Source organism: Actinomyces urogenitalis (assembly GCF_002861525.1).
In the GTDB taxonomy this organism is placed as follows: Bacteria; Actinomycetota; Actinomycetes; order Actinomycetales; family Actinomycetaceae; genus Actinomyces; species Actinomyces urogenitalis.
Genome location: NZ_PKHA01000018.1, coordinates 1 through 13,139 on the forward strand (window position 1 = coordinate 1; position 13,139 = coordinate 13,139).

The 13,139-nt window shown below is 61.2% G+C and carries 19 protein-coding genes and 1 pseudogene; 13 read left to right on the forward strand and 7 right to left on the reverse strand.

Annotated features, from left to right (window positions below):
- Positions 1-90: 90 nt before the first annotated feature.
- Genes CYJ26_RS10315 through CYJ26_RS10330 form a run of 5 tightly spaced genes read right to left on the reverse strand, consistent with a single transcriptional unit; the run spans position 91 to position 3,838 of the window.
- Positions 91-495: a hypothetical protein gene (locus CYJ26_RS10315; protein ID WP_219619555.1), complete on the reverse strand. Its 405-nt coding sequence runs from the start codon at positions 493-495 to the stop codon at positions 91-93.
- Positions 496-741, reverse strand: coding sequence for a helix-turn-helix domain-containing protein (locus CYJ26_RS10320; protein ID WP_101638388.1), 246 nt, complete (start codon positions 739-741; stop codon positions 496-498).
- Entirely contained in the window at positions 738-2,381 is a 1,644-nt protein-coding gene (locus CYJ26_RS10325) for a DUF2326 domain-containing protein (protein ID WP_180950894.1), read from the reverse strand. Before CYJ26_RS10325 ends, CYJ26_RS10320 begins: the two co-directional genes overlap by 4 nt.
- On the reverse strand, positions 2,371-2,601 hold the full coding sequence (locus tag CYJ26_RS10775) for an ABC-three component system middle component 7 (protein ID WP_180950895.1): 231 nt from the start codon (positions 2,599-2,601) through the stop codon (positions 2,371-2,373). Before CYJ26_RS10775 ends, CYJ26_RS10325 begins: the two co-directional genes overlap by 11 nt.
- On the reverse strand, positions 2,588-3,838 hold the full coding sequence (locus CYJ26_RS10330) for an ABC-three component system protein (protein ID WP_101638390.1): 1,251 nt from the start codon (positions 3,836-3,838) through the stop codon (positions 2,588-2,590). The genes CYJ26_RS10775 and CYJ26_RS10330 overlap by 14 nt, the downstream gene beginning before the upstream one ends.
- A gap of 651 nt (positions 3,839-4,489) precedes the next feature.
- Here CYJ26_RS10330 and CYJ26_RS10335 point away from each other — a divergent pair.
- The 12 genes and pseudogenes from CYJ26_RS10335 (at position 4,490) to CYJ26_RS10380 (ending at position 11,567) form a co-directional block, all read left to right on the forward strand.
- Entirely contained in the window at positions 4,490-4,996 is a 507-nt protein-coding gene (locus tag CYJ26_RS10335) for an RNA polymerase sigma factor (RefSeq protein WP_101638391.1), read from the forward strand.
- Between the two features lie 101 nt (positions 4,997-5,097).
- Complete coding sequence (locus CYJ26_RS10340) at positions 5,098-5,352, forward strand: hypothetical protein (protein WP_101638392.1); 255 nt, start codon at positions 5,098-5,100, stop codon at positions 5,350-5,352.
- Between the two features lie 5 nt (positions 5,353-5,357).
- Positions 5,358-5,759: a hypothetical protein gene (locus CYJ26_RS10345; protein WP_462677193.1), complete on the forward strand. Its 402-nt coding sequence runs from the start codon at positions 5,358-5,360 to the stop codon at positions 5,757-5,759.
- Positions 5,752-6,894 (forward strand): DUF2800 domain-containing protein, encoded by a 1,143-nt coding sequence (locus CYJ26_RS10350; RefSeq protein WP_101638393.1) that lies wholly within the window; start codon positions 5,752-5,754, stop codon positions 6,892-6,894. Before CYJ26_RS10345 ends, CYJ26_RS10350 begins: the two co-directional genes overlap by 8 nt.
- A gap of 5 nt (positions 6,895-6,899) precedes the next feature.
- Entirely contained in the window at positions 6,900-7,445 is a 546-nt protein-coding gene (locus tag CYJ26_RS10355) for a DUF2815 family protein (RefSeq protein WP_002536741.1), read from the forward strand.
- 12 nt (positions 7,446-7,457) lie between these two features.
- Complete coding sequence (locus tag CYJ26_RS10360; protein ID WP_002531048.1) at positions 7,458-7,655, forward strand: hypothetical protein; 198 nt, start codon at positions 7,458-7,460, stop codon at positions 7,653-7,655.
- Between the two features lie 76 nt (positions 7,656-7,731).
- The gene (locus CYJ26_RS10365; RefSeq protein WP_244902076.1) at positions 7,732-9,189 is read left to right on the forward strand and encodes a DNA polymerase; all 1,458 of its coding nucleotides are present in this window, start codon (positions 7,732-7,734) and stop codon (positions 9,187-9,189) included.
- A 98-nt stretch (positions 9,190-9,287) separates the two neighbouring features.
- Positions 9,288-9,911, forward strand: coding sequence for a transposase family protein (locus tag CYJ26_RS10870; protein WP_219619556.1), 624 nt, complete (start codon positions 9,288-9,290; stop codon positions 9,909-9,911).
- A pseudogene (locus CYJ26_RS11160) lies at positions 9,802-10,068 on the forward strand (transposase); the annotation flags it as partial. The gene CYJ26_RS10870 and the pseudogene CYJ26_RS11160, both read left to right, overlap by 110 nt.
- 37 nt (positions 10,069-10,105) lie before the next feature.
- On the forward strand, positions 10,106-10,552 hold the full coding sequence (locus CYJ26_RS11165) for a transposase (RefSeq protein WP_219619557.1): 447 nt from the start codon (positions 10,106-10,108) through the stop codon (positions 10,550-10,552).
- Positions 10,506-11,027 carry a transposase gene (locus tag CYJ26_RS10375; protein ID WP_244902077.1) on the forward strand — a complete coding sequence of 174 codons (522 nt, stop codon included), beginning with the start codon at positions 10,506-10,508 and terminating at the stop codon, positions 11,025-11,027. Before CYJ26_RS11165 ends, CYJ26_RS10375 begins: the two co-directional genes overlap by 47 nt.
- Before the next feature lie 51 nt (positions 11,028-11,078).
- A complete protein-coding gene (locus tag CYJ26_RS10380) occupies positions 11,079-11,567 on the forward strand; it encodes a DNA polymerase family A protein (RefSeq protein ID WP_244902078.1) in 489 nt (162 codons plus the stop codon).
- Here the strand turns inward: CYJ26_RS10380 and CYJ26_RS10385 are convergent.
- Positions 11,564-12,481: an Abi family protein gene (locus tag CYJ26_RS10385; protein WP_101638395.1), complete on the reverse strand. Its 918-nt coding sequence runs from the start codon at positions 12,479-12,481 to the stop codon at positions 11,564-11,566. The two genes, CYJ26_RS10380 and CYJ26_RS10385, sit on opposite strands and share 4 nt — an antisense overlap.
- 316 nt (positions 12,482-12,797) lie before the next feature.
- On the opposite strand from CYJ26_RS10385, the gene CYJ26_RS10390 reads away from it, so the two are divergent.
- On the forward strand, positions 12,798-13,004 hold the full coding sequence (locus CYJ26_RS10390; RefSeq protein ID WP_244902079.1) for a BRO family protein: 207 nt from the start codon (positions 12,798-12,800) through the stop codon (positions 13,002-13,004).
- Here the strand turns inward: CYJ26_RS10390 and CYJ26_RS10395 are convergent.
- Positions 12,984-13,139, reverse strand: a 156-nt coding sequence (locus CYJ26_RS10395; RefSeq protein WP_145990789.1) for a transposase, incomplete at its 5' end; no start/stop codon positions are given. The genes CYJ26_RS10390 and CYJ26_RS10395 overlap by 21 nt on opposite strands.

Here is a 13,139-nt window from a genome sequence, read left to right on the forward strand (position 1 = left end):
ACGGGCGACTCGAACACCTCCGCGGCTCCGCCCTCGGCTTCCGCAACCTCACCCACTACATCGCTCGGTCGCTGCTCGAAGCCGGAGGGTTTAGACCCGCGCTACACCCTCGTTCGTGAAGAGCCGGTTGTCCTCGTAACTGGCGAATGTTTGCGCGGTGTTAAACGGTGGATCGATGTAGATCAGTTTCACCTGACCCACGTATTTCTTGGCCAGTTCGGGCACCCGGGTGAGGGCTTCGAGCACATCGCCCGATTCACCCAGGATCAGCAGGTTGTCGTCCTGGGGCTCAAGGTCGGCTCGCTCGGAGTAGGCAAAATCGTCCGACTTCGGTGTCTGCGCACCTTGCACGTAGTCGTCCAGCACGAGGGTGTGGGTTTCGCAGTAGCGCGGATCAGAGGGGTCAACCCACGTGTAGCCGTACTTGCCGGTCTCGGTGGGGATGAGGGCCTTGTCTTTGTTGTACCAGGTGAGCTGTAGACGTTGATTGGCCATCTAGTCGGTTTCTCCCTTCGTGTCAGTGGGGACGACCTCGCAGATGTCGGCAATGTCGCAGTCGAGGAATTGGCAGATGCGAAGGAGCGTGTCAGTTGTGACGTTTTCGCCTTTGTTGAGACGGGCGATCGAAGCTGCTGAAACTCCTGCCTCTCGCTTGAGGTGTTCCTTGTTTCGTTGTTTGTCGATCAGGAGTTTCCACAGGTTGGTGTAGTCGAGTCTTATAGTCAGCGTAGGTGCGTTCATGGCTTTTTCTTTCCCCACTCTTCAGCAAACAGTGCTTCCTCTCCCGGCCCTAGGCGTAGGCGGGTCTTGTCCTGGATGAGTTGATGCACGTTCAAGTATTTGTCGACCTCATCTAGAGCGATGAATATCTGCTTATTGTTGATGGACGAGTAGTGTCGGATGATGCGCTCGACGGCTTCTGTTTCGATTTGTTTGAAGAGGTAGGAGTCTTCAATGATCGCTGGGAGAAGTGAATGCTCAAGCAAAGCTAGGTCGAAGCTGAGTAAGCTTCGGTAGCCTGAGCCGGTTCCGCTGTCATCGGCGATCGCATATTTGTAACTGTCGATCCTTTCTAACCGGAGTTCAGGTGGCTTGCGCTGTTCATTGGTGAAGCTGCCATCGACCGCCTGTAGGTACGTGTTGATGCGTTTCTCGATGTCATTGAGTAGCTCGGCGGATTCTTCGGAGACCTTCTTGCGCGCCTCTGCCAGAGCAGAGGCATAGCCTTGCTTGGCTTCGTAAGCCCTGTTGGCGGCACTTAGCCTGGCAAGCTCGGACTTCACTTCATGGAACGCTTCAGCTGACTTGGCTGTGATGTTGGGGGCGGTAGTGATTCGCCGAATCTGCCCATCAAGCCTTTCAAGTTCGCCTCGCACTTCGTCGAGTTCCTGGGAGACAGCCTTGATGTCCTTGTTGGCCTGTTTGACGACCAAACTTTTGATCTGGGCGTGGAACTCTTCGATTTGTTCGAGGTGCCCGTAGTCAAATTCTGGGATAAACGCTGCTAAGCCTTCGAAGTCCGCGCGGCTACGGCGCTTATTGCCGAGTTCCTTGTTCTCAGTCAGTGCGTCGAGCTGGTTGGTCAGGATGGTTCGCTTCCGGTAGAGGGGGGTTTGTGCTCTTCGAAGTGTGGCGAGGGTTTGAGCCTGCTCCTCGGTGATGTGTGATTCACCCGTGATGCCGAATGATGCTTGAAGATCGGCAAGCTGCGCCTCAAGCTCATCAATTCGTTTGTTGTTGGCGTCAAATTCGGCTTTGCTTGCAGCGATGCGCAGGTTGTACGCGTGCGGGGCGACCTTGGCAGCATCAACTGATGCCTTGGCTTCGGCCTCCGCTTCCAAAGCGTCCTTCACTTTGGGAAGTGTGCCGAACAGACCGAGGAGTCTTGTGATCCCGTGCTGATGTGTGTCAGTGCGATGAACTGATAACGGCAGTGTGGGTTTGTCGTTGCCACGTTGCCAGATGCGGAAGGTTCCGCTAACTGCCTCGCGCCAGGTTAATCCGGTCTCGTTCAGTCCGTAGGCGTTGGACAAGCTTTGGCGGAAGTCGGTGAGCGTGATCGTGGTGCCGGTTGGCTGATAGTTGTCGTCACAGACGGCAACATCGTTCGGGTGCCTGGTCGACCGCATGTAGCGAGTGATGTGGTCGCTAAACTGGAAAGCGAAGCGAATCTCGTGTTCGCCCTTGTGCTTCATGACGTCTTTAGACAGTTTCGTGTAGTCGTTACCTCCGAAAGCGAAGTCGATGACCATCAACATGGTGGACTTGCCGATGGAGTTGGTGGCTCCTTTGGTGCCGAGCACGATGTTGAGTCCGTTAGTAAACTGGATCGGTTTTGGTGCTGTGGTTTTGAAGATGTCGCAGTCGATCTCAATTAACACGACGTAACACTCCCAAGTTGCCATCAAGCTCGATCTTGTGCAGGGCAAACAGGCACGTTAGCGCGTCGATGTACTCCGGTAGGTCTGGGCGGCGGTATGCAGGCAGCTTGGTGTAGAGCGATAGCGGCGTGAACTGCTTACCTTCGAGTGCGGTCAGAATCGGCGCGAAGTACGCGAACGTTGATTCAGCGAAAGGTACGACTTTGCTAGGAAACTTCATCGAACACCTCACAGTTCTGGACAAAGAATGCAGCGATCACAAGCGCGGCGTTGCTTTTGGGCGTGACTCCGGCACTCCTTGCAATCCATGCCGTTGTTTGCTCGAAAATGAGGACTTGATCATCTGTTTCTTCCGACACGGCGTCATAAAAGGCACTGACGCGCGTTTGGAACTTCTTGAATTTCTGTTTCCCGCTGTCTTCCAGCAAGTTAAATTGATCTTTGACGTAGAAGTAGTAGGTGTCTGCCAACTTTTCAATCTGCTCGCGCAGCACATAGTTCTCGTTACGAATCTTTTCGCTCACATTGAGAGGCTCCCAATTCACCGGACGCGAATGGGCGAGCTCTTCATCTGATGGCCTGTTTACGAGCGCTTCAGTAACGTCGCGGATCTCGGCGTACAGATTCGTGAACGAGAACGCGGTTTCGACTCGCTCCAGCATGAGGTAGTCGCGGTAGACGTTACGTAAATCATTCCAGCCAGACGGTTCGCCGCCGTGCAAGGTTGGCTGGAGTTCTTTACTTCTAGCGCATCCGACACAAACTAAGACGCGACAAGTCTGCTTGCTGCCTGGTTCTGATGGCAAGATTACAGCTTGGTATTGCGGGATGGTGCCGCTGCCATTCGTGATCGTCAGAGGCTTCTTTCGGCACATCGGGCAGATATTGCACGCCTTATTGATCAGCCACCCGTCGTTGACACTGAGATTAGCAATCCGAGACTTGTTTGACTGACAGCACGCATAAAGGAATGTTTGTGCGAAGAATCGAGCCATCGTTTTCAGCTTGCACAGGGACAGGAGCGTCTTCTTCTGGGCAGCCGACACTCGGTCGTCGTCGGAAATTAAGTGGTGCAACTCGGTCATCAGATCATTGACCTTGTACTTGATCAACTCACGGCAGATCTCTTCGAATGCCTCTTCAGCGTCGTCATCGAGATCACCTTTCGTTATCCGATTCGTGATCGCGGAATTGATCTCGGTGTCTTGGTTCATCCAGTTGCTGGCGACAGCATCACTGATATGCAGTGGCTTGCCGTCGCGATCTAGAACCTCTGGCCGATCCAATAACCACTTGAGCAGTCGAACCACCACATAGTGCTGGCCTGCCATCACTTGCGTCGGAAACGTCTTGTTGGTCTTGGAGTGCGTCGCCATGTTGGCCTGCCACCAACCGAAGTCTTCACGCAGGGCGCGCTGCATCGCTCCAGCAAACGTTGCGAAGCACAACTGCGTCATGCGCCCTCCCTCGTCTTCGTCGTCGAACCGTTTGAAACTCCACTAAGAGCCCACCAAGTATCCACTACAGCCAAATCGAACGCCCGCCGCGAGTATCAGAAGTGACGGCGCAACCGGGTGTTCGGAACTGACTTCACATCTCCATAGTACCCGGAAACGTTGCTAAAGAGACGGAATCGGTCGTTCTAGTGCATGAACGTACCTGGTGCAGACGGAGGAGGTGATGGAGATGGCGAGGAATAGGAAGCAGACGTCGCCCAAGGTGGCGTCGAAGGCTTCGAAGATCCTGACCGACGGAAGGTTCGGCAAGGACTCCAAATCGGTGGCCGCTTCGGCGTTGGCTCAGGCCAAGCCGCGTAAGGGCAAGTAGCCCTCACGGCTGTCTTGCTGGCCAGACGTCATCCGGCAGGACAGCCCAACCGCTGTGGCGGCCAGAGCCGTACCGGTCACCGGCCGGCCGCCTTCCTCCTACACCCGCATGCGTTTTTCAACCGTATTCGGGAGACCTCCGTTGAGCGCTTGACGGGCACCACCTGTATCCGGGTTCACCCCCGGGTCGGGTTGGTGCCCGTCACTGTTTCCGCTCAACACCACGGTCTCTCGTCGGTTGCCCTCAACGGGGTCTCCCTTCGCAAGAAGGGAAGCCCTCACGTGGCATTCAACAACCAATTCACCGTCCCGTACCTGACCCCCAGGGGCAACACCATCGACCTACCTGTCCCGGACCTGCCCGACAGCGAAGAACTGCGTGCCCAGCTGCGCGACCCGGCTTCGCGTCCGAAGTGGGCTCGCGCCTACCTCGACGACGTGTACGCCGAGTACCGCGAGCTGGACAATCGCCGCCGCTCCGACATCTCCGTCGACCAACCCTGCCACGGCGATGACGACGACCGTGGCGGGCTGGGCGCGGATTACTTCGCCTCGGACGATCCGGACTTCACCGAGCAGGTCGAAGCCAACCTCGCAGTGGTCGAACTGCTGAGTCCGCTGACCGCGACGCAGCGCGAGTACATCGAGCTGCATGTGCTCCACGGCGACCGGTTCACCGAGATCGCCGCCGACAAGACCGGCGCAGGCCAGCCGACCAGTGCCGATGCGGTGCGGAAAGCCGTCTCGCGCGGTCTGGCCCAACTGCGCAAAACACTCACCGAGTCGTAGGCCGTCCGGTTTCGGTGCGCCCCATGCCTGACAGATGCAAGGCACTCCCTTCACCAGCCCGGTGATGGGGCGCACCACCACCCATATGGAAGGAAACCCGGATGCCCACCAAGCTCAAGATCAAGATCGCCAAGCATCCCAGCCCGACCGCCGCACTCGCAGCGAAGGAAATCCGGCCCAGCAAGCGGATGCTGCGCGCCATTTTCGGCACCAGCCGACCCCAGCACCGCATGGCCGTGCTCCTGCCCGGCTCCGAAGCCTCCACCGTCGAGGTGCGTGTCGCCGACACCGACGACGACCTGATGGCGCTGGCCGACGCGGCAGGTGTCACCCGCGAGGGCGGTGATAACCGATGATCCCGGTGAGTGACGCGAACAGGTTCATTGGCGCGCTGAACCGGATCGCCGAAGGCGTCACCATGCTCGCCGCCGCAATTGAGGAGACCGCGTGGGAGGGGTTCGAGGATCACGCCGGGATGCCCGGCGCTCGTCCGATCGCCGCCGCCGGGCTCGCACAACCCGACCTGGAGCAGGCCGCCGCTGAGTACGAGGGCGCCCACCGACAGGCACCCGAACCGGCACCTGAGCCGGAGCCGGTGTCGCTGACGCAGGTGCGTGGAGTGCTCGCCGGGCTCTCCAGCCAAGGCATGACCGAGCAGGTGCGTGAGCTGATCGTCGCCACCGGCGTGGACAAGCTGTCGGCGGTTGACCCGACGAAGTACGGGTCGCTGCTGGCCAAGGCGAAGGAGCTGTCCGATGCCTGACCAGCATGCGCTGCTCTCGGCGTCGGGCGCGCACCGGTGGCTGAACTGCCCACCCAGCGCGGTGCTGGAATCCCGTGAGCTGGACTCGACGTCGGCGGCGGCCGAGCAGGGCACCGTCGCACACGCCCTGGCGGAGTGGAAACTCCGGCGTGCCCTGAACGACGCGCCGACTTTCAAGCCCGAGTCCGGCTGGATCGATACCGAGATGGAGGACCTGACCGACGACTACGTCGCCTTCGTCCAGGAACACATCTCACTGGCACGGGAGGCCTGTGGTGATCCGCAGGTGCTGATCGAGCAGCACCTCGACTTCTCCCACGTCGTGCCGGGCGGTTTCGGTACCGGCGACTGCGTGATCATCGCCGAACCCAAGCTGCAGATCATCGATCTCAAGTACGGGCAGGGCATCCTCGTCGAGGCCGCACACAACCCGCAGCTCATGTTGTACGCGCTCGGAGCCGTCCACGCTTTCGGGGACTTGTATGACATCACCGATGTTGCGGTGACGATCTACCAGCCCCGGCGGGGCAACGTTGACACTTGGGAAACCAGCGTCGCCGACCTCCTCGCATGGGCTGAGACCGAGGTGAAGCCGAAGGCCGAGTTGGCTGCGGCGGGTGGGGGCGAGTTCTGTCCCGGCTCGTGGTGCCAGTTCTGCCGCATCGCACCGACGTGCCGAGCACGCGCCGAAGCCAACCTCGCGCTCGCCCAGCACGATTTCGCCCCACCGGCCGAGCTGTCCGGCAGCGAGATTGCGGACGTGCTGACAAGGATTCCACAGCTCAAAACGTGGGCTGCGGATGTGGAGGCCTACGCGCTCTCGCAGGCGGTGAACCAGGGCAAGCACTGGGATGGTTTCAAGCTCGTCGCCGGACGGTCTGTCCGCAAGTACACGGAGGAGAACGCCGTCGCCGAAGCGGCTGAAGCTGCCGGGTACGCCGACATCTACGACCGCAGACTCATCACGCTCACTGCGATGGAACGGCTTATGGGCAAGAAGACCTTCAACGAGGTGCTCGGCGACCTCGTGGTCAAGCCCGTGGGTAAGCCGACGCTCGTGCCTGACACCGACAAACGACCCGCGCTGGAAATCCACAGCGCACAAACCGAATTCACGAAAACAGAAAGCAGGTAACAACCTTGTCAACCAACAACCCCACCCGCGTCGTCACTGGCGAAGTCCGCCTCTCCTACGCTCACGTGTGGGAGCCGAACTCCATCCAGGGCGGCAAGCCCAAGTACTCCGTGTCGCTGATCATCCCGAAGGCCGACACCACCACCATCACAGCTATCGAGAAGGCCATCGACGCGGCGATCGACGCTGGTACGGCCAAGTTCGGAGGCAAGCGCCCCAACAAGGCGGCTCTGAAGCTGCCGCTGCGTGACGGGGATACCGAGCGTGACGACGAAGCCTACGCAAACAGCTTCTTCGTCAACGCCAACAGCCTCACTCCGCCGCAGGTTGTGGACGAGAACGTCTCTCCGATCCTTGACCGTTCCGAGGTGTACTCGGGTTGCTACGCCCGCGTCTCCCTGTCGTTCTACGCGTTCAACACGAACGGGAACAAGGGTGTGGCGTGCGGGCTGGGCAACATTCAGAAGATCCGCGACGGTGAACCCCTTGGCGCAGGCCGCGTCTCCGCTGAGTCCGACTTCGGCGCGCCGGCCGACGACTTCCTCAACTAAGGAGGCTGAATCATGAGTGACTGTTTCAACGCCATCACCCTCGCCGTGTGGGTCTACGTCCTGATCCCGTTCTGGATGGTCTGGGGCTACTACTGGATTAAGGACAAGCGGGCCAAACGCCGCGAACGTCAGCGCATCGATGAGCTGATCGCCAAGGAGAAGGCCGAGCTCGACAGGATGAACGCCACCTACAACCTCGACCCGAAGTAACACCCCAGCAGTGAGGGAGCCACCAAACACCGGTTGGCTCCCTCACCTTCGCCTACCCGACTGTCCAGGAGCCCTAATGCGCCAGATCGCTATCGATATTGAAACCTTCAGCCCAGCACCCCTAGCGAAAACCGGCGTCTACCCGTATGCCGAACACCCCGACTTCCGCCTCCTCATCTTCGGCTACTCGATCGACGGCGGCCCGGTGGAAGTCCTCGATCTCGCCAGTGGTGGTGGGCTGCCCGACGAGGTGCTCGCAGCATTGGTGGACCCGGGCGTGGTCAAGTGGGCGCATAACGCCGCCTTCGAGCGGGTCGCGCTCTCCGCGTGGCTGCAGCGTCATCACCCCGAGCTGTTGGCGGCCGGGTTTCTTGACCCGAGCCAGTGGCGCTGCACGATGGTGTGGTCGGCTTACCTCGGTCTGCCGATGAGCTTGGATGCGGTCGGTGCGGCTCTTGACCTTGGCGTTCAGAAGGATACGGCGGGTAAGCGGCTGATCAAGCAACTCTGCACGCCAGCCACACCCAGCGTGCTCAACGGTGGCGGCACCCGTAACCTGCCCAGCAGCGACCCGACCGGCTGGGCTCAGTTCATCGACTACAACCAGCGCGACGTCGAGGTCGAACTCGCGATCCACGACCGGCTCTCATCGTTTCCGATTCCCGAAGCCGAGTGGGACGCCTACGCCCTGGATCAACGCATCAACGACACCGGCATCCTGCTCGACCACACCCTCGCAGACGCTGCCGTCGCCCTGGACGACCAGCATCGTGCCGCCACGTTGGCGCGGGCGCGGGAGTTGACCGGGTTGGAGAACCCGAACCCACCGATCCAGTTGAAGGAATGGCTCACCACCCACGGCTGCGAGATGTCGTCCTTGGCGAAGGCTGATGTCGAAGCCGCCCTCGAGTCCGCCACGGGCAAGGTCAAAGAAGTCCTGGAGCTGCGCGGCGACCTCGCGAAAAGCTCGGTGAAGAATTACCAGGCTATACATAACGTCACAGGCGCGGACGGTAGGGCACGCGGCCTTATCCAGTTCTATGGAGCGGGACGCACCGGCCGATTCGCCGGACGCCTCGTCCAAGTCCAAAACCTGCCCCGTAACTACCTGCCCGACCTCGACCAAGCCCGCACCCTCACCCGACAACGCAACCTCGACGCCCTTGAACTGCTCTACGACTCCGTGCCAGACACGCTCAGCCAGTTGATCCGGACAGCGTTCATCCCCAGCGCCGGATGCCGATTCATCGTCGCCGACTACTCCGCGATTGAAGCTCGCGTCATCGCCTGGCTCGCCGGAGAAACATCCACCCTGGCAGCCTTCCGCGACGGCAAAGACCTCTACTGCGAGACCGCGTCGCGCATGTTCGGCGTCCCCGTCGAAAAACACGGCATCAACGCTGAGCTGCGCCAGAAGGGGAAGATCGCCACGCTGGCCTGCGGTTACAACGGCTCCGTCGGAGCGCTCAAGGCGATGGGTGCCCTACGGATGGGGCTGGCCGAGCACGAACTCAAACCGGCTCTTCAGAGTTGAGTGTGGGCGCGCCGGTGATGGGGGGTAGCTGGGGATAGACGTCGAGGTCCTTGATGATGAGCGGACTTCTACGCCCGCTGATCTCAAGGACCTCGACGATGCCCGACCATCGTTGTGCATGCCCTGACGCGCTCGATCGCTGCGACCGGTGTGACTTCCTTCTGGACTTCCTGGGCCTTCATCTGGTGGCCGTCTCGAAGGCCCGGGCGGGACTGGTGCTCGAGGTGGAGTCCTGCGATCCAGTGGCCGGATGCCCCGGTTGCGGGGTTATCGCCACCGGTGACGGTCGGGTGGTGGTCGAGGTGATCGATGCTCCGTGGGTGGGCCGTCCGGTGCGGATCCGGTGGCGTAAGCGTCGCTGGATCTGTCTCGAGGGCGTCTGCGCGGTGACGACCTTCGTCGAGCAATCCGCAGGTCTGCGCTCCACGGGGCCTGCTAAGCAGGCGCGCTGTCCGCTGGGCGATCGGCCGGCTCCGGCGCGAGGGGGCGACGATCCAGGGCCTGGCCCGCCAGCTCGGCACGACGTGGAACACGTTCTGGTCCCAGGTTCGACCGGTCCTGATCGAGGCCGCGAACGACCCTTCCCGGTTCGAGGACGTGCAGGTCCTGGGCGTGGACGAACATGTCTGGCATCACCGGGACCCGCGCCGGCGCGGGCCGAAGGAGCTCACCGGGATGGTCGATCTGGCTCGAGGATCCCACCCCACTGCCAGGCTCCTTGACCTCGTCCCCGGCCGATCCGGCAAGGCCTACCGAGACTGGCTCGACGAGCGCGGCGATGAGTTCCGCAAGCGGGTCGAGATCGCAACGCTGGACCCGTTCCAGGGATACAAGAACGCGATCGATGACCAGCACGAGGACGCCACCTGCGTGCTGGACGCGTTCCATATCGTCAAGCTCGCCGGTGCGGCCGTCGATGACGTCCGCCGCCGGATCCAGCAAGCAGGAGGCCCTCGGCCACCGAGGCCGCAAGGGCGACCCTCTCTACGGCATCCGCCATGTTCTCCGCGCCGGGAGGCAGCGCCTCTCCCCGCGCCAGCAGACCCGGCTGGCCAGCGCATTGGCCGCCCATCCCGATCACGTTGCGGTCGAGGTCGCCTACCACTGCGCCCAGGACCTGCGAGACGTGTTCCACCAGCCCACCCCCGCACGAGGACGCCAACTCGCCGAGCAGCTCATCGCCACGTTGCCGTCATGCCCGATCCCCGAGACTGCGCGACTGGGCAAGACCCTGCGTCGATGGCGGACAGCGTTCCTGGCCTACTTCGATACCCACGGCGCGAGCAACGGCGGCACCNCCGAAGGAGCTCACCGGGATGGTCGATCTGGCTCGAGGATCCCACCCCACTGCCAGGCTCCTTGACCTCGTCCCCGGCCGATCCGGCAAGGCCTACCGAGACTGGCTCGACGAGCGCGGCGATGCCGGGAGGGAGCGCCTCTCGCCGCGCCAGCAGACCCGGCTGGCCAGCGCATTGGCCGCCCATCCCGATCACGTTGCGGTCGAGGTCGCCTACCACTGCGCCCAGGACCTGCGAGACGTGTTCCACCAGCCCACCCCCGCACGAGGACGCCAACTCGCCGAGCAGCTCATCGCCACGTTGCCGTCATGCCCGATCCCCGAGACTGCGCGACTGGGCAAGACCCTGCGTCGATGGCGGACAGCGTTCCTGGCCTACTTCGATACCCACGGCGCGAGCAACGGCGGCACCCAGGCCATCAACGGGATCATCGAGCTGGGCCGCCGCATCGCCCGCGGGTTCCGCAACGTCAAGCACTACCGCCTCCGCATGCTCCTCATCACCAGAGGCCTCGACGCCTCACCCCACACTCAACTCTGAAGAGCCCTCAAACCCATCGTCGACGCCTGGCGGGCAGCCAACCCCAACATCGTGCGACTCTGGGCGGATGTCGAGCAGGCCGCACTCGACGCTATCACCACCCGCCAGGCTGTTCGGCTGCGCAACCTTCGCTTCACTGCCGAGTCCGGCATCTTGTTCATCACCCTGCCCTCTGGTAGGCGGCTGGCCTACGTGAAGCCCCAGCTTGGTGAGAACCGGTGGGGCGGCACCTCCATCACCTACAGCGGTGTCACGACCGGACGCAAGTGGGGGCGGCTGGAGACCTACGGCGGGAAACTCGTCGAGAACATCGTCCAAGCAGTCGCTCGTGACCTCCTCGTCCACGCCATGACACTCGTCGCTCAGGCTGGGCACAAGATTGTCATGCACGTCCACGACGAAATCGTCATCGACGAACCCGAGGACTCCGGCTTCACCATCGCCGATGCCTGCCAGCTCATGACGACCCCACCCGACTGGGCAGCAGGACTACCACTCGCCGCCGACGGGTACGAATGCGACTACTACCGCAAGGATTAGACGCGCCAGAGAGGCAACTCGCGCCAGTTGTCAGGTGCTCCTGTGCGAGAAAACGGCACGATGGGATTGTGCGGGTAGGTGTGGAACAGCTTCGGTAGCCGGTCGGCTGGAGACAAGTCCAGTTGGCGGTGCAAGTATTGGATAAGGGAGAGCTGCCCGAACACGCGATTCATTCCTTCAGCTACCGGAGCCAGCCTGACGCCATTGTTCAGTTTCGGTTTGATGTCGTAAACACGGTTGAACATCCTTGCATGATGAGCTGCGTAATTACGCAGAATATTCAAGGATTTCAGCCATGATTCAAGCTGAGGACCAGTTAGGCCGCAGGGCTCGGCAATCCGTTTGCGCACGATATTGGGCGACATGCCGTACAGGTACGACAGCATCCCCCAATCCATGATTTCGACAGCCGCCCAGATGGGTAGAGTCCCGCCATATTTGGATTTGTGGTGGGCGACGAAGTCCTCCTTCGACGCTTTCAATGCCGACTGGTACTTTCTCAGCCACACCTCGTGCACGCTACGCCCGTCTTTGTTTCGCTGCCGTGCCCGGGCGCTCAAACGCTGGGGATCCAAATAGATCAGCGGGTCAAGGCGACCCAGTTCGTGACCGAGCTTGGTTCGAATAGCCAACTCCACGCGATCAAGCTCGATGAACACGCTGTGGCGCAATTGTTCGTCAAACCCATAGAGGGCTACCACCAGGTCAAACGATGCTCCCTCAACGAATTCATCTCGGGCAGTGCCGTCGTCTTGGGAGAAACGGCGCATCGGGTACCAGTATCCGGACAAGCGGTAGTAGTTCAATCGCGCCAGCAGCGTCTCAGCATGCTGAGGATCATTCACTCGCATCCCACGCTGACGAAGCAATTCGACCTGTTCACCGTAGGTCTTGAACTGCTTCACCTGCTTCACGCGCACCCCTGTTTGATACGAAAAACGAAGACCGGCCCTGGACTCCCACCGAGGCGGGCAGCGGAACCGGTCATGTTGACTGCAAGGCTACCTGGTTGATGACGCCGAAGCAAGAGCACGGGGCACGGAGCCATCGGTACGTTCACACACCAGTGTGCCCTCTGACCCGTCCGGATTTGTCGGTGCTCGGGGGCGTATGGGCGAGAGCCTTCCTCACACCGTGTCCGGTTTCGGTGCCTGCCGTGCCTGACAGGTGAGAGCTTGGCGCATCCCGCGCCCGCGATTGTCTACCCGGCTCTCAGAAAAGGAGCCGGTCATGGCTACCGCGCTACATGCGTTCACCAACCACGAGTTCGGTACGATCCGAACTATCACCTCGGGCGGGCAGGTCCTGTTCTACGGCAAGGACGTGGCGACCGCCCTCGGCTACGCCAACACGAAAGATGCCCTGGCGCGTCACTGCAAGGGGGTCGTGAATCACTACCCCCTTGAAACGGGCTCTTCAGAGTTGAGTGTGGGGTGAGGCGTCGAGGCCTCTGGTGATGAGGAGCATGCGGAGGCGGTAGTGCTTGACGTTGCGGAACCCGCGGGCGATGCGGCGGCCCAGCTCGATGATCCCGTTGATGGCCTGGGTGCCGCCGTTGCTCGCGCCGTGGGT